Here is a 19,203-nt window from a genome sequence, read left to right as displayed (position 1 = left end):
GGGTTTACTTAAGCAGAACTTTGGTCTTTAAAGCGGATCATTGCGCCGGAGAACAGGAGATCAACGCAGCATGCGGCCTGAGTGGATGCGGCATCGTCAATTCCGATCAGAAACTTGATGTCGAGCTTGAGCGCCAACGTTCGCTGATTTTTTTGCATCCCGTCAATCTTCGAGAAAGCGTCAGCTTTTCATATTTTCCGGCTGAAAGCAGACAAGCAGGAATCCACCCGACCCCGTCGTTGGCCTCTGTTTCAACAGCCTGGAAGCGGACTTCCGAGGGTCGGCAAGGGGTCGACACCGTACGGACCGTTACTTGGACTTCAATGTCCGCTGCCGGGCGGTGGGTTGATGTCTGCTCATGGCGCAAAGCCGAATTGAGTTGGCGACAGCACATTGGGGTATACCCCAGCGTGACGTAACCCGGCGCGGCCTAAAGCTTGAGGTGACACCCCATGGCCCGTATCGGTTACGCTCGCGTCAGCACCCTCGATCAGGATCTTGATGCTCAACTCGTTCGTCTGAAGGCAGAGGGTTGCTCGCTCATTCGTTCCGAGAAGGTGTAGGGCGGCTCGCGCGAGGGCCGTACCGAACTGGCAACGGTGATCGAGTTCATGCGGGCCGGCGATGAACTCCTTGTGGCTCGCCTCGATCGGCTCGGCCGTGACACCCGCGACGTGCTCAACATAATTTACGAAGTCGAACAGCGTGGTGCCTTCGTCACCGTGCTCGACCCACACGTCTCGACGCAGGGACCTATGGGTCACGTCATGCTGACGGTGCTCGGCATGGTGGCTCAGATGGAGCGCCGCTTCATCAAGGAGCGGCAGCGTGAAGGCATTGAGCGGGTCAAAGCTGCTGGCATTTACGTAGGTGGCAAGCGGCGGCTCGACCGGGACCGCATCTGGGCGCTGCACGCTGATGGCGTCGGGCCGGCCGCCATCGCTCGCACGCTCGGGTGCTCGTGGATGCAGGTTTACAGGGTACTACAGGCTTCGTGATGGAAAACGGTCGATGCCGCCTGACCTCTCACGCCTCTCTCCCGTCAGGATTCTTGATACCTACCGCGATATCCCAACGTCATCGGCAACCAGCTTCTCGCCAGCACTTTTTTACCGGCTTAATCGACAATAGGTCCCGGCCTCGGTCGTAAGCTTAAAAGGTCCTTGCGGAACTTGGCATCGAGCCGCTGCATGAAGTGCTCGGCGCAGCACATATGGTCGTGCATCTCACGGCGAACAGCCTCGGCGTCCTCGGCGCGGAAGGCCGTCACAAGGGCGCGGTGACTGGCGAGGTTATGGGCTCCGAACGCCTCGTGCTCGTTGAGGCTGTCGCTGCGGAACTCCACCAGGTCACGAAGCAGGCTGTTTAGGAACCGGCACATGAAGGCGAGGAGCGGATTGTCGCTGGCGTCGCACAGGATATCGTGGAAATCGACCTCGACCACCCGGTCGAGGCCACGGCCATCGCCGGCATTGGCAGCCTCACCGGCTGCGATGTTCTCCTCAAGGCGACGGAACTCCGTCTCGCTGAGGCGGCCGACTACGCTGACGCCGAGCGTCACCTCCAGGCTGCGTCGCAGAGCATAGACCTGAGCGAAGTCGAGTTCCTGGAAGTGGAGGAACCGGCGCAGCTGCTGCGCGGCGGCATCCACAGAGATGGGGCGGATCTCCGGGCCGCCGTTGGGGCCGGACTGCATCGTCACCAGCCCCTGGACCTCCAGGGCCTTCAGGGCCTCGCGGATCGTGCCCTTGGCGCAGCCGTAATGCTGCATCAGGGCGCGCTCGTTCGGCAGACGGTCGCCGGGCGCCAGACGCTCGCGGGCGATCCGGTTGCAGAGATCCTCCGCGATCTGGTCCGACAACTTGATCCGCCGCATCGGCGCAGGCGGGCCTTCCACCGCCGACCTGCTCATCGGTTGGACCAGCTCATCGCGGCGTCCAGGCCACGTCGGCATCGAGGGGGAAGATCGGGCGGGCGAGTTTGGCGAACGGGAACAGCCCATAGTCGGAGCTGGTCACGCCCCGGCTCGCACATTCCACCACCGCCCGGGCGATGGGCTCAAAGACCGGCCGGCAATACATCCGCGACTTCAGGATCAGCACCCGGGTTGCTGCCGGGTCAAGGCCGGAGGCGGTAAAGACGCCGAGGTCCCAGGGCTCGTGTGGCTCTTCCGTGACGAGGATGCGGGCCGCACCTGTATCCAGTACCGCCGCCCGCCCCATGCGGCAGCGCTGGCCGGTATAGGTTGGGCCGGTGATGACATACTCGCCGTCGCCCAGGGCCGTCACCGTCCCGGCGAGGTGGAGGGAGGGCTGGCGTTCCAAGCCCGGCAAGGCCACGCGGTTCCCGAGGCCTAGTTCGATCCGGGCGCCGACGCCCGCCGCGTGCATGGTCGCGACGGCCTCCGGATCGCAGATTGGGCCGGCGAGGATGCCGTCCATCCCGGCTGCTAGGGCAGCGGCGAGGACGTCCATTACGTCGCAGGTGCCGCCCGACATGCAGTTGTCGCCGTGGTCGAGGAGGAGCACCGGTCCGTCGCCCGGCCCAGACAGCGCGGCCTTTGCTGCCGCGATGGACTCGGCTAGCGGCACCTCCACGTAAACGAAGTCCTTGCGGGCGCCCCAGAGCTCGGCCGCGAGGTCGCGGGCCGCCGCATCAGCGGCCCCTTGCGTCTCCGCCGTGACCGTGACGGAGACGCCGGCCTCGTAGAGGTCGGCCAGGCAGAAGCCGCCGAAGATCGTCGCGGCGAGGACGCCCGGGCGGGACTCCGCCGCCCGGGCGGCGGCGACAGCCGAATACATCGGGCCGGGCACGCGAGTGTCCATGCGCAGGGTGTGGGCGAGCATCGGCGGATGGACCCAGGCCCGGCGCGGCGCGAGGCCCTCGTCGAGCATGCGCCCGACGATGCCGGCGACGAGGGTGCCCGTCTCGGCCATGTCCACGTGTGGGTAGGTCTTGAAGCCGGCGATCGCGTCGCAGTTCGCCACCATCCGGTCGGTGACGTTTCCGTGGAGGTCGAGGGCGACGCCGAGCGGCACGCCGGGCGCCAGGGCGCGGATGCGGGACAGGAGCTCGCCCTCGCCGTCGTCGTGGCTCTCCGTCACCATCGCCCCGTGCAGATCAAGGAGGATGGCGTCGCAGCCTTGGCGAATTGCGTCGAGGATCGCCGCGCTAAGTGCCTCGAAGGCCGCGTCTGCAACCGGGCCGCTCGGGTTGGCATGAGCCAAGATCGGCACCGCAACGGTGGCGCCACGCACTTCCGCGAAGCGTATGAAGGCGCCGAGCGCCGTGGTGCTGTCGCGCCCCGCCACCAGGGCCGCCTCACCCCAGAGCGGGTTGAAAGCGGCCAGCGGGGTCGCCAAGGGCGAGAAGGTGTTGGTTTCGTGGTTCACCCGGGCGGTGACGATACGCATGCGCTTCGAAGCCTTGCTGGGGTTCGGGATCAAGCTGCGGGGGACTGGCGGGCGTCGTAGTCGAGCACCGTGTCGAGCAGGACCTGCGCGCCGGCGGCGCATTCGGACGGAGCGGTGGATTCGGCTGGGTTGTGGCTGAGACCACCGGCGCTCGGCACGAACACCATGGTGGTGGGCACCAGGCCGGCGACGTGGGCGGCATCGTGCCCCGCCCCAGAGACCATGTCGCGGGTGGCGTGGCCGCCCTTTTCGGCCGCGCGCCGAACTGAGGCGATGCAGCCGGGATCAAAGGCCACGGGGGCGGTTCGCGCAATGGACTTCAAGCGAGTCTCGAGACCGAGCTCGGCGCCGATGCGCGCTACGGCCGCCTCCAGGGCCGCCTCCATGATGTCGAGCACCGCGTCCTGCGGGTGGCGCAGGTCCACCGTGAGGAAGACGTGGCCCGGGATGACGTTGTTGGAGTTCGGCGTCACCGTGAGGTGGCCGACGGTGCCGACCGCGTCGGGGGCGTGCGCCCGGGCTGTTGCATCCACAGCCTCTACTAGGCGGGCGCCGCCGATCAGGGCGTTGCGCCGCAACGGCATGGGGGTCGAGCCTGTATGGGCGGACTGGCCCTCCAGGGTAACCTCGTACCAGCGCATGCCCTGCACGCCATGCACCACACCGATGGTGGCGCCTTCCGCTTCCAGGATCGGTCCCTGCTCGATGTGCAGCTCGAACATCGCCCCGAACGGCACCGAGCCGGGCGCTGCGGCGCCGCGATAGCCGATGGCGTCGAGGGCCGCGCCGAAGCAGGTGCCGGCGCTGTCCTGGCGCGCCTCGGCCCAGTCGACAGCATAGATGCCCGCATAGACGCCGGAGCCCAGCATGGCGGGAGAGAAGCGTGCGCCTTCCTCGTTGGTCCAGTTCACCAGCAGGAGTGGCGCCTCGGTGACGTAGCCGGCCCCGTCGAGGGTGCGCAGCACTTCGAGCCCGGCCAGCACGCCGAGCACCCCGTCGAACTTTCCGCCAGTGGGCTGAGTATCAAGGTGGCTCCCCAGCGCGATCGGCTTCAGGTCCGGATTCCGGCCAGGGCGCAGCGCGAACATGTTGCCGACCGCATCCACCGTGAGGGTACAGCCCAAGGCCTCGACCTGGGTCCGCAGCCAGTCGCGCACCCGGCGGTCCTCATCGCTCAGCGTCAGGCGGGCGATGCCCCCGTCCGGAGTGGCGCCGATGGCAGCGGTCTCGGTCAGGCTGTCCCAGAGGCGCTCGGCGTTGATGGTGAGATTCGACATCGGTACCCCGGACTCCGTTCGGCTCACGCCGCCTTCACGCCGAGGAAGCGGTCGCGCGCCGCCTCGTCGGCGACGAAGTCGGCATTGCCGGCCGCGTAGGCGACGCGGCCGAGTTCGAGGATGTAGTGACGGTCGGCGAGGCTCGTGCAGACCGCGAGGTTCTGCTCCACCAGCAGGATCGGGACCCCGGCGTCGCGTATGACCCGGATTTGGGCGACGATCTCTTCGACGATGACGGGCGCGAGACCCTCCACCGGTTCGTCGAGCATAAGGAGCTTAGGCCCGGTGAGGAGGGCGCGGGCAATCGACAGCATCTGCTGCTCGCCTCCCGAGAGCTGCGCGCCCCCGTTGCGGCGGCGTTCCTCCAGGCGCGGGAACATCGTGAAGATCTCCCGCATGCCCCAGGGCGACCCCTTGCGCACGGCGATGGCTAGGTTCTCCTCGACGCTGAGGAGGCTGAAGATACCGCGATCCTCCGGCACGAGGGTAAGGCCGGCCCGAGCGATGCGGTGAGCGGGCCAGCCCGCTACGTCGTTGCCGCGGAATCGCACCCGGCCGCCGCGCGGCGGGAGGAGGCCGCTGATTGCTTTCAGCGTCGATGTCTTGCCAGCCCCGTTGCGCCCGAGCAGGCAGACGATTTCGCCGTCGCGAACCTCCAGACTGACGCCCTGGAGGATGTGGCTTTTGCCGTAGAAGCCCTGGACCCCGTCCAGGCTGAGGGCGACCGGGCCGCTCACGAGGCGTGCGCCTCGGCCGGCGTCAGGTCGCCGGTGATCATGTTGCCGAGATAGGCCCGGCGCACCTCCGGGTCGTCGCGGACTCGGGCCGGCGACCCCTCCACGAGCACGCGGCCGGCACGCATCACCGTCACGGTATCGGAGATGTTCATGACGATGCCCATGTTGTGCTCGATGAACAGGACGGTGTGGTCGCGCCCGAGGTCGCGGATCAGCGCCGTCATCGCGCCTATGTCTTCGATGCCCATGCCGGAGGTCGGCTCGTCGAGGAGGATGACCTTCGGGGCCGCCGCCATGGCCATTCCGACTTCGAGGCGCCGCTGCTGGCCGTGCGAGAGTTCGCCGGCAGCGCGCAGGGCTACCCTGGTAAGGTCGAGTCGTTCCAGCATCGCCTCGGCCATGGCCAGCGCCGGTCGGTTCGCCTCGGCTCGGCGCCATGGGGCCAGTGCCTGCCAGGGCGTCTTACCCTGCGCGGCCAGCCGCAAGTTTTCACGAACACTGAGCGTCGGGAAGAGGCTGGTGACCTGGAAGGAGCGGGCGAGGCCGAGGCGCACGCGCTCGTGGTCGGCGGTGCGGGTGATGTCCCGGCCGGCTAGGGTGATGCGCCCGGCCGAGGGCGTGATCCGCCCGGTCAGCGCGTGGAACAGGGTGGTTTTGCCAGCGCCGTTCGGGCCGATGATCGAGTGGACGCTGTTCTCGGCGATGCGCAGGGTTACGTCCTGCAGGGCGACGAAGCTGCCGTAGCGGACGCCGAGTTCGTCGGTGGCGAGGATCGGCACGCTCATCGAGCGACCTCCGGTGCGCGGCCGGTCTCGACCGCGGGACCAACCGCCCCCACAGGGGCAACTTCGAGGTTCGCTACCACCGGCCGGTCGGGCGTGGGGTCGTCGGGCGGCGGCGCCCGGGTCACTAGGGCGACGGCGCGCTCGATCAGGCCCCAGAGGCCCCGTTGCAGGAACAGCGTGATGATGATGAGGAGGAGCCCAAGAAGCAGGAGCCAGCGCGACCATATCGCCGACAGGGCGTCCGCGGCGAGCAGGTAGGCGCCGGCCCCGAGGAGCGAGGCGAATAGGTTCGCGCTGCCGCCGATGATCGTCATGATCAGCAGGGTCTCGCTGGTGTGATAGTCGATGTTCGAGAGGGGCGCGACGCCGATCAGCATGGCGTGGAGCGCACCCGCGAAGGCGGTGACCGCGCCGGAGATCGCGAAGGCCGCGACCTTGAAGGCGCGCACCGGGTAGCCAATCGCCCCGGCCCGGCCCTCATTGTCGCGGATGGCCAGCAGGGTGCGCCCGAAGGTCGAGAGCGCGACCCGCTGCAGGGCAGCGAAAAGCGTGAGGAAGAGCACGGCCACGAAGGTGTAGTAGGTCCATGTATCGGCCAGCACCGTGCTGGCGAAGCGCGGGCGCGGGATGTCGAGCAGGCCATTGTCGCCGCCGGTGACGCCGCTGAAGGTGTAGGCCAGGAAGTAGAACATCTGCGAGAAGGCCAGCGTCAGCATCACGAAGTAGACGCCCTGGCGCCGGATCGAGACCCAGCCCACGGCGGCCGCCACCAGAGCTCCCAGGACCAGCGCCAGCAGAAGCATGACAGGGACCGGCAGGCCGGCCCGGACAAGGCCTAGCCCCGCGACATAGCTGCCGAGGCCGAAGAAGATGCCCTGGCCGAAAGACAGGAGGCCGGTATAGCCCAGCAGCAGGTTGCAGGCGGCTACCGCCAATCCGTAGATCAGAATCTCGCTGGCGAGCGTACCGGAACGCATAGCGAGAGGCAGGATCAGGACGGCAGCGACCGCGAGGCCGAACTGCACCAGGGGTCGGTCGAGGAAAGGAATCATCGCCTCTTCCCCTTAGGCTCGGCCGAACAGGCCGCGCGGCATCGCCATGATGATGCCGGCCATGCCGAGATAGATGACCAGGCGTGCGCCCTCGGGCCACAGGGTGGCCATTAGGCTCTGGGCGACGCCGACGAGGATGCCGGCCGCGAGCGCCCCGACGTAGCTGCCCATGCCGCCGATCACCACCACGACGAAGGCGATGCCGAGGGCTTCGACTCCCATGAAGGGCTCGACGCCGCGGATGGGGGCGGCGAGCGCTCCGGCCAGGCCAGCCAGCCCGGCGCCGAGCGCGAAGACGGCAGTGTTGATGCGCAGGGTATCGTAGCCGAGCAGCGCCATGTTCGACGGAGATTCCGACCCGGCCCGTACGATGGCGCCAAGGCGCGTCCGATCGAGGAGCCACCATAGGCCTGCTGCCAGGATCGCCGTGAAGCCGATCACGAAGAGGCGATACTCTGGGTAGACGAAGTCACCGAGGATCATCACTCCGCTGAGGGTATCCGGTGGGGGAACATTCCCGCCGATGGGCCCCCAGATGATGATGACCAGCTCTTGCACCACAAGGGCGAGCCCGACGGTGACAAGGATGTGGAAGGTGTGGGGCAGTTTGTAGACGCGACGCAGGAGCAGCCGCTCGATGATGCCCGCTAGGATAGCCACGACGAGAGCGGCGAGTGGCATTGCTACCCAGAAGCTCAGCCCACGTTCGACGCCTTCGTAGGCGAGGTAGGCGCCGAGAAGGTAGAACGCTCCATGGGCGAAGTTCACGAATTGCAGAAGTCCGAAGATGATGCTCAGGCCCACCGCAAGGAGGAAGTAGAGCATCCCGAGCCCAAGGCCGTTCAGGATCTGGAACAGGTAGGTCACGAGGTTTCCCGTTCAGCCAAGGTATCGTTCGCTTCGCAAGACGCGGCTTCTTCTCCCCTCGCGAGCAAAGGGTGGCCCGCGTCGGAGGATCGATTGAAGGCCACGCGCTATCCGGAGAGGTCGCACTGACCCGCATTGCACGTGGGCCACTCTCACCGCGAAGGCAGGCGTGATTGACGTTCAGCCGTTACGTCATCTTGCAGCCGGCGGCCTCGGGCGTGAGGAACGACTTGCCGGACTGGATGACCTCGGCGAAATCGTCCTTGTCCTTCATGGCAGACTTCGCCTTGCCCTTGAGCAGGTAGTAATCCTTGATGACCTGATGGTCGGCGGCGCGGATCTCCTCCTCGCCGGTGAGGCCAGAGTAGTGCATCCCTTCAAGCGCCTTGATCACGGCGGAGCTGTCGGCGCTGCCGGCCTTCGTGGCCGCATCGAGGAGCAGCTTGGTGATCTGGTACGAGCCGGCAAAGGAGTAGTTCGGCGTCATCTTGGCGGTCTCGCGGACCTTGGCCACCAGGGCCTTGTTCAGGGGTGAGTCGATGCCATGCCAGTACTGCGCGCCGAAGTAGACGCCCTCGCAGATGTCGGCGCCCAGGGCTTCGAACTGTTCCAGGCCCGAAGCCCAGGCGAGCACGATCGTCATCCGCTTCTTCAGGCCGAAGCTGACAGCTTGGCGCAGTGCGTCCGAGGACTGCGAGCCGAAGTTGAGGAGCAGCAACACATCGGGCTTGGCCGCGATGGCGTTGGTGAGATAGCCACTGAACTCCTTCTCGGCCAGCGAGTGGTAGCTGTTGCCGACGTGCTCGATCCCCTTCTCTTGGAAGACCGCTTTAGCAGCGCTGAGGAGGCCTTCGCCGAACACGTATTGCGGGGTGATCGTGTACCATCGCTTGGCCTGTGGCATCTGCGCGATGAGTGGCCGCACGGTCTGCGCAATGGCGCCGAAGGTCGGCACCGTCCAGCGGAAGGTGCCGCGATTGCAGTCCGATCCGGTGATTTCGTCAGCGCCGGCCGTGGTGATGAAGACGCCGTCGGACTTTGATGCCTCTTTGCCCATCACCAAGGCCTCGGAGGAGAGGATGCCGCCGGCGAAGAGGCGCGTACCCTGCGCCATCGCCTCCTGCATTTTGCGGGCGGCCGGGGCCGGCTTGCCCTCGGTGTCGATGTCCGCGACCGTAACGGCGCGACCGAGGATCTTGCCGGCCTCCTGCGCGGCGAAGGCGGCGCCGAGCGAGGCGTACTTGCCATTGGCTGCGAAGGCGCCGGAGATCGGCAACGGCGTACCAATGACGAGAGGCCCGTCTGCGGCCCTGGCGCCGCGCAGGACCCCGTACAGCGGGAGTCCGGACGCCCCCAGGGCGGCCACGAGCGAGGTTTTCAGGAATTGACGACGATCGTGCATTCCACCGCTCTCCACTGGGCGTACGAGCGTACTATCCGAACTATACGCATAGAATGATAATTGAATGTGGTCGTCAAGGGACCCGGAGTTGCTGCGACGCATGACGAAATGTTGCGTTGCGGCCGGACGAACGGCGAGCAAACGTCCGAATTTTAGGCAAACGGGCACGTTGGAGGGAATCCTCGTGCCCGCGGGAAGACGCATTTATGCGAGCGGCGCTCGGTTGCTGGCACACTGGCAGCTTGCACGCTGGCGGCTTGCACGCTGGCGGTGGTCGTGACCTGATGACAGGCCGGGTGACGTGCGCTCGGCTCCCGGTCGCGGAGCGTACATGCAGGCGCAAACCACTCCATCCGCGGGCGTCGCCGACCAGTCGCGCCGAGCCGCGGTCGCCGCCTTCATCGGCACGACCATCGAATGGTACGACTTCTTCATCTACGGTGTCGCGGCGGCGCTGGTGTTCGGCCCACTCTTTTTTGGCGGGCGAGACCCCGTTCCTTGGCACGCTATCCGCGTTCGGCGCCTTCGCCGTCGGTTTCTTTGCGCGGCCAGCCGGCGGCCTCATCTTCGGCCACCTTGGCGATCGCTACGGGCGCAAGCGCGCACTTATCGCCACGCTCGTCATGATGGGGCTGGCCACCAGCGGGATCGGGCTACTGCCGACCTACGCCACGGCTGGCGTCTGGGCGCCGGTTGCCCTGGTGCTGCTACGCCTGTTCCAGGGCATCGCGGTCGGCGGTGAGTGGGGCGGCGCCGTACTGCTCGCCGCCGAGCATGCCCCCCGCGGTCGCAGCACGTATTTCGCTTCCTTCGCCCAGTTGGGTAGCCCGGCCGGACAGATCCTCTCGCTGCTGGCGTTCCGCCTGGCTGGGCTAATGGACAAGGAGGCGTTCCTCGCCTGGGGTTGGCGGCTGCCGTTTCTCGCCAGCGTCGTGCTCCTGGCGGTGGGTTTCGTGATCCGGCTCGGTGTAGCGGAATCGCCAGCCTTCCAGGCCTCGCAGGCGGCCGATCGGGAGGCGCTCGCCCGGGATACGCCGATCCCGGAGGTGCTGCGCACTCAGCGAGGCCCGCTGCTGATGGCGATCGCCGCCAACACCTTTGCTATCGCTTCGGTGTATCTCTACCAGGTGTTTCTCATCACCTTCGCCGTGCAGTATCTGCATATCGAGCGCGCGGTGATCCTCGACGCCCTGCTGATCACCGCCGTGGTACAGTTCGTCGTCCAGCCGGTGGCTGCGCGCGTGGCCGAGCGGCTCGGCGATGAGAGCCGCTTCCTCCAGCTTTCGCTGGTTTGGTGCATCCTCACACCCTACCCGCTGTTTCTGTTGCTGGAGACGCGCTCGTTCGCCGGGATCACGCTGGGCCTTTGCCTGATCCAGCTCGGCATTGCGAGCTTCTACGCGGTGGTGGCCGGCTACGTGGCTAGCGCCTTTCCGACCCGGGTGCGCTACACCGCCATCTCGATCGGCTACCAGTTCAGCGGTGCAGTGGCTGGGGGGCTGACGCCGATCGTCGGCACAGTGCTGGCGGAGGCCTCCGGCGGGGCGTGGCTACCGATCGCGCTATTTGGCACGATGCTCGCCGTCATCTCGCTGCTGGGCATCACGTTGCTTCGGCCGCATGTCCGGGCGCTGCGTCGCTGGGGTGGGGATGAGACAACGACCTAATCGCGGCGCACTGGTTCCTGTTTCGTTCCGTCGCAACGATGCTTGCGCCAGACCACCATCGGAGGCTTCGGCAATATATCAACGGCCATAAGCTAAGGTTGGTTTTTTCCCCCGGAAGCGGACGTTCCGAACCCGACCCAACACAGTCGCCTGCACTGCCGTCGAGGCTCCTCCGAAGCGGTCGTTCGCCGGGCCCCGTCTATTTCGGATCGAGATGGCAAGCGGTTCCCCGCCCGGCCGGATCAGAGATTTTGGACGGAGGCTGGCGGCTGCATGAACTCGATCGTCGCGCCGTCAGGGCCAACGGCGTAGATCACTCGCGTTCCAGCCCGTGCGCCGCTCGCGATCGACTGCGGAATGCCTTGAGCCTTCCATACCCGTGGGAGACGAGCCGATCCCGCCGCAGCGATCGGCGCTCTGCCTCCGCCAAGTCAGCAAGCGCATTCTCAACCACCCTTACCAGCGCGGCCCAGGCGTCACCGCGGGCAGCCCGGCGGTAGGCGAGCGCGATCGTCTCGGCCTCGCTCAGCCGGATCTCCACAGGCGGTTCATGCGGCTGGGGGTGCATCGGCGCTCCGACTTGTCCAAGAACATACAAGGAACAGACAGCAAGCAGACCAACGGTTCAACCATGGCGACGACGGCCAGGCGCGAAGCGGTGAGATGGTGTGGAGGGCGGGGTAGAAGGCCAATGCCGACACCGCTTTACCGCTTCCACTGCACGAACGGGCACGACCTTGTCGCCGATCGGCAGGGCAAGCGGCTGCCGACCTGGGCGCTGATGCGCGTCCACGCCGAGCGGGTCGCGCTGGACGTGATGCTCAGCAGCCCTCCACGCGACTGGTCGGCTTGGACCGTCGAGGTCTACGACGCATCAGGGTGGCATGTGGTGTCGAAGCCGTTCACCGACGTGCTGGCCACTCAGCAAGCACGGCAAGGGTGAGGACAGCGTTAGTCGCCACCGCCTCCACTACCTCCGTCACCGCAACCTCCGCCGCCATCGCTGGAGCCACCATTCGAGCATCCGTGACCGGAGCCATCCGACGAAGACGAACCGTCAGACGAAGATGAACTGCTTGAACCGGTAGCCCATGAAGGACCAGACCCCCAGGGATTTTTCGAGCGGAGCCAACTCGGCCGCAAGCTCCAAAACGTCATGAAGAGAGCGAAGCTGAAGATGAAAACTTCAAGGCCATGCTTCTGGTCCATCCACGCACCTCATCGGCTGTGTCCGGTCCAAGGATCGTAGCACAAAGGGGAGTGGCGGTGAATGGTGAGATCGGTTCGGCCCCGCTCCGATCTGCTCACGGAGCGGGGGAACCCCGGATCTCACCAGCTAGGCCGATGCGCAACTTGGCCCAGGTGCAGGATGCCGGCACCCGGTTACAGGCACGTCACCGCGACGGGTGCCGCGGTGTACCGGAATGGGGCGCGGAGCGGCCTCAAGCCGGTTCGGCGGCCTTCTTGCGGCCCTTCGCCTTGGGAGCCGCCTCGGAAGCCTCTGCGGCCTTACGCGGCCGCCCGCGGGTCTTGGGCGCCTCGGAGGCCGTCTCGCCCGTGTCCGCAGCCTTGGGGGCTACCTTCCGTCGCTGCTGACCGAGGCCGAGCGACCGGGCCAGCTCGGAACGCTGAGCGGAGTAGGCAGAGCAGGTCGAAGGGTAGTCCGAGGGCAAACCATAGAGCGCCCTGTAGCCGTCCATCGTCAGGCCATGCGTGGTCAGGTGGCGCTTTAGCGTCTTGTACCGCTTGCCGTCGATGAAGGAGATTAGCGCATCAGGCGTGATCGACTTCTTCACCTGGGCCGGCGTCGGCTTCTCCGGGCCGGCGGGCTCAGCGGGCGTTGGGTTAGCAAGACCTGCAACGGCAGCATGCACGCTGGCAATCACGCTAGGCAGCTCCGACACCGGCACGTTGTTGTTCGACACGTAGGCCGCCACGAGGTCGGCAGCGAGTTCGATGAAGTTGCTGGATTGAGTTTCGACTTGTTCGTCCACGGTGTTTCCTTCCATCAAGAGGATCTATCGCTCTACCGCCCGGGGCTGGTGGTCAAGCTACCTCTATGAAAAACACACTGGTGAATGCTACAGCACGGATAGAGATTTGTTGCTGCGCACTGCTGTTGCAGAGGTGGGCAACAGCCAAATGCAACGCGCCTGACGCGGTGCTGCCGCGGAGCACCGCGCAAAAGTCGGGGCCGCCCCGATGGGACGCCCTAGCCAGTCTTCACCGAAACCAAATCCTCACAGCATGCGTACAGGTCACGGCAGGCTCGCGCGATCTTGAGCGAGTTGTGCCTTGATCTAAATCTGAGATCGGTAGATCTCACGCCGGTAGCGTACACACAGGACGAACGAAGTGACCAAAGATAACCTGGGGTTGAACCCCGATATGCTCGCAATGGTAAGCGAACTGGTAGCGGCTTACGTTTCGAACAACCGCGTACCGGCGACTGAGCTTCCGGGATTGATCGGCACCGTCCATGCGGCCCTCAACGGCATCGCGAGCGGGACAGCCGCCGGTGGCGTCAGCTCCCCGGCCGAAGAGGTCGAGAAGCCCACCGCGGCACAGATCCGCAAGTCCATCCGGCCCGACGGGTTGGTCTCCTTCATCGACGGCAAGCCCTACAAGACGCTGAAGCGCCACCTGACGAAGCACGGCCTCAACCCGCACAGCTACCGCGCGAAGTTCGGCCTGCCGGCTGACTACCCGACGACGGCAGCCTCGTACTCGGAGGCCCGCTCCGCCCTCGCGAAGAACATCGGCCTCGGCCGGCCGGGCCGTATGGCCGCCTGAGCAGGCCTTAGAAGCCCGCCGCGATCTGCCGGCGGGCTTCGGCGTTCAGCACACACCGAACCGCATGTGGCTGGTGACGATCAACCCACCGCCTCTGCTGGCGGTCGCACCTCGTACGGGTCGAGAAAAGCAGCGAGATACCTGCTTGTCGCCGGATATGACCATTGCTCGCCCCCTTCGCGGTATGACTGTGCCGAACCTTCACCCATCCGTAGAAGGGATCGTGGGGGACGAGAAACCATGCTCGGACAGCCACAGAGCTGTAGGGCATGGATGGGAACAGCATCAGCAGTTCACGGCCACCGTATCGGCGCCAATCGACCAGGGGACGGCTCTTCAGCTGAACGCCTGACAGAACGCCGCCCGGGGTACAGATCACCAGGTCCTCACCCTCGATGTCCGCCTCCGGCCGGTATACGCGATAGCCGAAACGGATCAGGACGGCTGTCTGTGGTGGCACGGCAGGTCCACCGCCTTGCCGCCCTTCTCGAGCAGGCGCACCCACATCGATACGAGCCGTAGGCATTCCACCGGCTCGTATCACGCTGCCTATCCCAGATCAGTACGCTGCTTAAGAGCCTCAAACTCGATGCGTCGCCGCAGGATCTCTGCCAAGCCTTCAATGACGACGTAACGGTCGCCATCAAGGATTTCGCAGAGGTCCGCGATGGCATGCGCAAGGGGCTGAAGGTCCCCGAGATCAGTTTCGTCGGGAGGAAGCGAGAACATCACGCGGCTCCTCGGTTCAGGGCCGGAACGGACGTAAGCTCGGTCGGCGCAAATGCATCATGGTTCGGCATGAGCCGGTCGATGTCCACGACGGAGAGGTATCCGGCTTCCGCAAGCTCCGAGGCGATAGCATGCAGCTCCGTCGATCGTGCCTCCAGCACGGTGCGGGATCGGTCGCGCGCTCTTCGTAGGCGATCGGTTACCGCCTCGAGAAGCCCGTTCACGAGAAAGAGGTGGCTGTCCGAGGGCGCGACGTAGAACGGCCCGAGCTTGCCGAGCCCGAACCGAAGCTCGATGTCCCCAGCGATCGTCGTCGCCTGGGCAAGATCAGAGCCTGGACCGGATCCACTGCCGATGCAGGCAGCGCCAAGCTCGATCTCCTCAGCAACGCCTCCAGCCAGCAGCATTGCGAGGACCGCCTCGAGCTGCGGCAGCGTCGCGGAGCCATCCACGTCATGCTTGAATTGAGCCTGCCCACCGCCATCGTGAAGCAGCACATCGACGATCGTTCCGCAGCCAAGGACCCGACCTACGATCGCATGACCCGCCTCGTGGATCGCGGTACGCCACCGTGTCGCCGGGGGCATCGCGAGCCGTCCCTGACGAACCTCAGCTAGGACGTCGTCGAGACCGATCCGGCGCCCGGCGCGACGTGCCGCGCCTTTGGCGCGGCGCACGAACGCCTCGACATCGGCGCCCGTTCTGCCGCGCGCGGCCAGCGCGAGCGGCATCAACGAATCGCCGGCGAGTTCGTCGACACCGAGATGGTGCCGGAAGATCCTGGCGAGGCTCGTCGTATCCGGCCTCTCGATGGCAATCTCTCGGTCGAGGCGCCCTGCACGCTTCACGGCGGGGTCGATCCTGTCGGGATGGTTGGTGGCCGCGACGACGACCACGCCCGGGCGCTCCTCGACGCCAGCGAGCAGCTCGAGGAACAGGTTTACGATCTGTGTCCAGTACTGGACGTGATCGCCGCGGATCTGCGCACGGTCGGAGATGCCGTCGAGCTCATCGATGAACAGGATGCACGGCGCCTGCGTTCTGGCTTGCGCAAACACCCGGCGGATCGCCTGCAGGGTGCCGGAGAGGTAGTCCGATGCGCACCATTCCGCGACCGACGTCGCCACCAGCGGAACACGTGCGGACTTCGCCAGGGCGCGGGCAAAGCTGGTCTTGCCGACGCCAGGAGGGCCCGACAGCAGCAAGCCTCGATTGTCGATGTCGGCCCAGGCGAGGCGACCGACGCGATAGGACTGCAGATCGGTAGCGAGTGCGAGGCCCCAATCCTTGGCCGCTCCATACCCGTCGAGATCCTCCAGCGCCGGCCCCGTCTGAAGGTAGTCGGCCTTGGCTGCCGTGACCCGGGCGAGCGCGTCGATACAGGCATCGGGCGAGGTGGCTCCCCGGAATGCGATCGGCAGATCGGCGATGTCGAGGGTGCGAACCAGATCGGGATCGATCCGTCGGGTCGAGCATCCCCCGGTGACTGCTTCGATGACGAGGTCGAGTGCGCTCTGATCGAGGCAGGGGAGCACGATGCGATGCTCGGCAGCGCGCAAGAGATCGCGCGGCAGTTGGCGTGTCGGATCGGGCGCGCATCCGACGATCGGAACCCGCGCGTGGAGTGCCGAGGCCATCATGAGGTTACCGACATCCGGCCTGTGTTCTTTGTACGAGCCGTCTCGGATGAGCAGGCCAACCTGCGTCGGCTTCAGAGCGGCAGGCCTGCTGCCGCTCAGGTCCATCGCTTTGACGCCCGGGCGGAAGGCGCACTTCTCGAGAACGTCTCGAACCGGCTCGACGAGATCGGGCAGGTGGGTGGTGATGACGACGACCGGCGCCTCCCGCCGTAGACGACGGACGAGACCGTCTTCCGCCTCGATGGCGCGAGCGACGAGGACGGCCACCGCGGCAAGATCCGCGGGGATAGGCACGTGCTCGGTTTTCTTCTCGCCCTCAGTCTTGGCGAGGATCCGCTCGACGGGATCGTCGGCCTCATCGTCATGGCCGAGACCGAACCCGACATCGCGGAGTAGCTTGAGGTTTCCGCGCTCCTCCTTGGCGAGGGTTCGAAGGAAGGCACGGGCGAGCGCGTCTAACGGCCTGGTGTCTGGATGCTGATCAATCGAGTTTGTTGAGTTCGGCAACATGGCATGATCTCCCACGGCCGGGCAGCGGCGCCGGCCGTCAGCGTGAGGGCTGGATCGGATGCAGCGACGCGGCTGGCTCGAAGGAATCAGAGCACACGGCGGGCGTCGGCTTCAGGAGATCGCCTGCTTCATAGGCGACAGAATGGATGTAGAACAAATAAAGAACAGAGCGCAAGCTTCCGTTTGCATCCTGTCGGCTTGCCTGTGGATAGATACGATGGCCCAAGCGTGGTCCGTCACAGTTCACGCTAGCGATCAAGGCGGAATGCTGGATGGTCGAAATCCGTAGGCGACGCTGAACCAAGCAAGTCCCTGGTGCCACCTGTCACGATACGGCGTCACGACCCCGAGTCACTCGTTCCGGTCGAGACCTTGCCGCTCCCAGTGTCGACACGAAGATCGCAGTCGCATGCGGATATCCATCGCACGCATGGATCGCGATCGGGGCATGGGTGAAGATGCGAAGCGTGCGTAATCGCGCTCCTCATGATGCCGACGACGGTCCGCACCACCTCGCTTAGCTGCAGTAAGGTCGCTACCTGCACCTCGTCCTCGGCGGGGGCGCCTACATGAATTTCGAGTTTCGTTCGGTCTCCGCTCCGGGTCTTTCGATCGGCGGCATCGAGGAACTTGGATAGCAGCTCCTTGTCGGGGCCTGTGTCTTTGATCCGAATCAAGCCTACGATCCTACGATCAAAATTCGTGAATGTTACGACAATGCGGCTGCGCATCCTCAACGTCTGGATTTCGATTTGCCTATCATCGCGAGAAGCGAAACTATAATGATCATCGTAGACTCTAACGCCGAACCCGATAAGGTCGTAATCAGCAACGTCAAAGCCCGATGCTCCGTCAAAAATTGCTTGAAGTGAAGCGTCGCCGTTCTGGATACGTCTGATCAGCCTTTTGTCGGTCTGCTCGAAATCAGGAGTTCCGTGCCGCCGAACTCGGAGGATATGATATGTCGCCGGCTGCCGGACGCTGGGGGATTGCTTCCCGAACCCCATGGATCGAAACTCCCCGGCTGACCCTATGAAGGCTTCGTCGTTCCTTCGTTTCATGAGGGGGCGATCGTCTACAACGTGTTACGCATCGTGGCTTCTCATACGGTTCCTTCAAGGCGAAGCAGGTGGTTCGGCGGGTCATGACCGGATCAGAGTTCAAACATAGGCTGCGACTCCTGGGACGTACGCAGGTCGGCTTCGCTTCGGAGATCGGTGTCACCGAAAGAACGGTCCACAACTGGGCGAGCAAAGGTCCGCCTGCCGAGATCCGCTATCTCATCGACACGATGACGAGCTTGGAGATGCCTTTCGGCCCGCATCACGAAGTCGTTCGCGATCTCGCCGCAGAGAAAGCGTTCGCACGTTCGGCCACCATAGTCATGAACCAGCTGGCGGAGCAGGCAGCCCGCACCGGAGCCGGACGCGAATTCATCGATGCAGTTCGGCTCTGGATCGGTCAGACGACGGATCAGGCTAAATCCGAGCCAAGTGATTGATACCCTGCCTACATTAGCCGCCGCTACCCCGCGCGATAGCTGTGCCGCTCATAAAATGATTGAATATGTGTGCATGCCTTCGACATTTGTATGAGTATTCATCGATATCCCGCCCGGACCGACAAAAGAAGCTGACCCGAAAATTTTTCCTGTTTGCCCAACATATAGATTGGTAGAACAGAAGCACCTGAGTTCCGGGTCCAAGACTACGACCCACCGACGCCAGGACGGAGAGATATGGGCATCAAGTTCCAGACCGATCGCCGATGGCTGGGTCCAGGGCGATCGATCGAGACAAACGAAGGTCGATCGAAATGCAGGTTGAATCCATAGAAGCTAACGTACGCTCGATTTCAAATCAAACGGTCCGACATCCCGGATTTATCTCGTTCAAAACCGCTGGCCCGATCCCGTATGTATTTCGATGGCACCGAGATCTTTTGATACAGGTAACACTGGATCCGGCGATCGACGAAATCCACTATGAACATCCTACGACCGAGGGCGACGAATCGCTCAACCTTCGTCTGGTCGCCGACGGGACAGCCATTCATGTCATCGCGCTTCGCGATGCCGACGTCATGTCGCTTCGTCCGGGCCCACCCGGCGGGGCGCTTCTGCGACGCTCCTTCGTGCTGACCGAACCTCGGGCATCCGACGCCCGCGCCGTATGGGCGACCCGTAGATTGCTGGTCCAGATCGGGGTCGTGTCCCTAGGCGTGGTGTAGCTTGGTGAGGGCCACCACGATCACCGGCTTGGGCCGGGACGATCAGGCTGCGAGGGTGGGCAGGCTGACGAGGGGATCATCGCCGATCGGGGCGATGCTTTC

At 65.0% G+C, this 19,203-nt stretch carries 17 protein-coding genes and 1 pseudogene; 6 read left to right on the top strand and 12 right to left on the bottom strand.

Translation table 11 applies throughout. From position 1 onward, the window contains the following. Positions 1–452: 452 nt before the first annotated feature. Positions 453–998 (top strand): annotated as a pseudogene (locus FV234_RS13270) (recombinase family protein). A 119-nt stretch (positions 999–1,117) separates the two neighbouring features. Here FV234_RS13270 and FV234_RS13265 read toward each other — a convergent pair. From FV234_RS13265 to FV234_RS13230, 8 genes are all read right to left on the bottom strand, one after another. After that, positions 1,118–1,912, bottom strand: a complete 795-nt coding sequence (locus FV234_RS13265; RefSeq protein WP_147829705.1) for an FCD domain-containing protein — start codon at positions 1,910–1,912, stop codon at positions 1,118–1,120. A 13-nt stretch (positions 1,913–1,925) separates the two neighbouring features. Next, positions 1,926–3,413: a M81 family metallopeptidase gene (locus FV234_RS13260; RefSeq protein ID WP_147829703.1), complete on the bottom strand. Its 1,488-nt coding sequence runs from the start codon at positions 3,411–3,413 to the stop codon at positions 1,926–1,928. 29 nt (positions 3,414–3,442) lie between these two features. Continuing rightward, entirely contained in the window at positions 3,443–4,690 is a 1,248-nt protein-coding gene (locus tag FV234_RS13255) for a Zn-dependent hydrolase (RefSeq protein WP_147829701.1), read from the bottom strand. Positions 4,691–4,713: 23 nt separating this feature from the next. Then, positions 4,714–5,427, bottom strand: a complete 714-nt coding sequence (locus FV234_RS13250) for an ABC transporter ATP-binding protein (protein WP_147764192.1) — start codon at positions 5,425–5,427, stop codon at positions 4,714–4,716. Next, a complete protein-coding gene (locus FV234_RS13245; RefSeq protein WP_147829699.1) occupies positions 5,424–6,212 on the bottom strand; it encodes an ABC transporter ATP-binding protein in 789 nt (262 codons plus the stop codon). Before FV234_RS13245 ends, FV234_RS13250 begins: the two co-directional genes overlap by 4 nt. Then, positions 6,209–7,264, bottom strand: a complete 1,056-nt coding sequence (locus tag FV234_RS13240; RefSeq protein WP_147829697.1) for a branched-chain amino acid ABC transporter permease — start codon at positions 7,262–7,264, stop codon at positions 6,209–6,211. The genes FV234_RS13245 and FV234_RS13240 overlap by 4 nt, the downstream gene beginning before the upstream one ends. A gap of 12 nt (positions 7,265–7,276) precedes the next feature. Further along, positions 7,277–8,131 carry a branched-chain amino acid ABC transporter permease gene (locus tag FV234_RS13235; RefSeq protein ID WP_187273674.1) on the bottom strand — a complete coding sequence of 285 codons (855 nt, stop codon included), beginning with the start codon at positions 8,129–8,131 and terminating at the stop codon, positions 7,277–7,279. 187 nt (positions 8,132–8,318) lie between these two features. Beyond that, a complete protein-coding gene (locus FV234_RS13230; protein WP_147829695.1) occupies positions 8,319–9,533 on the bottom strand; it encodes an ABC transporter substrate-binding protein in 1,215 nt (404 codons plus the stop codon). 476 nt (positions 9,534–10,009) lie between these two features. Between FV234_RS13230 and FV234_RS13225 the strand changes: the two genes are divergently transcribed. Then, positions 10,010–11,200 carry an MFS transporter gene (locus FV234_RS13225; protein WP_246686189.1) on the top strand — a complete coding sequence of 397 codons (1,191 nt, stop codon included), beginning with the start codon at positions 10,010–10,012 and terminating at the stop codon, positions 11,198–11,200. A 691-nt stretch (positions 11,201–11,891) separates the two neighbouring features. Beyond that, the gene (locus FV234_RS13210; protein WP_238262605.1) at positions 11,892–12,143 is read left to right on the top strand and encodes a hypothetical protein; all 252 of its coding nucleotides are present in this window, start codon (positions 11,892–11,894) and stop codon (positions 12,141–12,143) included. A 499-nt stretch (positions 12,144–12,642) separates the two neighbouring features. Here the strand turns inward: FV234_RS13210 and FV234_RS13200 are convergent, their stop codons facing one another. Further along, positions 12,643–13,209 carry a MucR family transcriptional regulator gene (locus tag FV234_RS13200; protein WP_147829689.1) on the bottom strand — a complete coding sequence of 189 codons (567 nt, stop codon included), beginning with the start codon at positions 13,207–13,209 and terminating at the stop codon, positions 12,643–12,645. Between the two features lie 388 nt (positions 13,210–13,597). Between FV234_RS13200 and FV234_RS13195 the strand changes: the two genes are divergently transcribed. Then, positions 13,598–13,993 (top strand): MucR family transcriptional regulator, encoded by a 396-nt coding sequence (locus FV234_RS13195; RefSeq protein ID WP_147829742.1) that lies wholly within the window; start codon positions 13,598–13,600, stop codon positions 13,991–13,993. 549 nt (positions 13,994–14,542) lie between these two features. Here the strand turns inward: FV234_RS13195 and FV234_RS13190 are convergent. The 3 genes from FV234_RS13190 to FV234_RS13180 form a co-directional block, all read right to left on the bottom strand. Then, positions 14,543–14,722 carry a hypothetical protein gene (locus FV234_RS13190; protein WP_147829687.1) on the bottom strand — a complete coding sequence of 60 codons (180 nt, stop codon included), beginning with the start codon at positions 14,720–14,722 and terminating at the stop codon, positions 14,543–14,545. Then, positions 14,722–16,872: an AAA family ATPase gene (locus tag FV234_RS13185; protein WP_147829685.1), complete on the bottom strand. Its 2,151-nt coding sequence runs from the start codon at positions 16,870–16,872 to the stop codon at positions 14,722–14,724. Before FV234_RS13185 ends, FV234_RS13190 begins: the two co-directional genes overlap by 1 nt. Before the next feature lie 338 nt (positions 16,873–17,210). After that, positions 17,211–17,933, bottom strand: coding sequence for a hypothetical protein (locus FV234_RS13180; protein WP_147829683.1), 723 nt, complete (start codon positions 17,931–17,933; stop codon positions 17,211–17,213). Between the two features lie 83 nt (positions 17,934–18,016). Here FV234_RS13180 and FV234_RS13175 point away from each other — a divergent pair, with 83 nt between their 5' ends. Both FV234_RS13175 and FV234_RS13170 read left to right on the top strand, forming a co-directional pair. After that, positions 18,017–18,373 (top strand): hypothetical protein, encoded by a 357-nt coding sequence (locus FV234_RS13175; RefSeq protein ID WP_147829681.1) that lies wholly within the window; start codon positions 18,017–18,019, stop codon positions 18,371–18,373. Between the two features lie 314 nt (positions 18,374–18,687). Continuing rightward, positions 18,688–19,101, top strand: coding sequence for a hypothetical protein (locus FV234_RS13170; protein ID WP_147829679.1), 414 nt, complete (start codon positions 18,688–18,690; stop codon positions 19,099–19,101). Positions 19,102–19,203: the final 102 nt, after the last annotated feature.

Origin of the sequence: Methylobacterium sp. WL8, from assembly GCF_008040045.1 — a bacterium.
GTDB classification, from domain to species: Bacteria; Pseudomonadota; Alphaproteobacteria; order Rhizobiales; family Beijerinckiaceae; genus Methylobacterium; species Methylobacterium cerastii.
The sequence above is the reverse complement of the archived record's forward strand: the minus strand, read 5'-3'. Positions and strand labels throughout refer to the sequence as shown.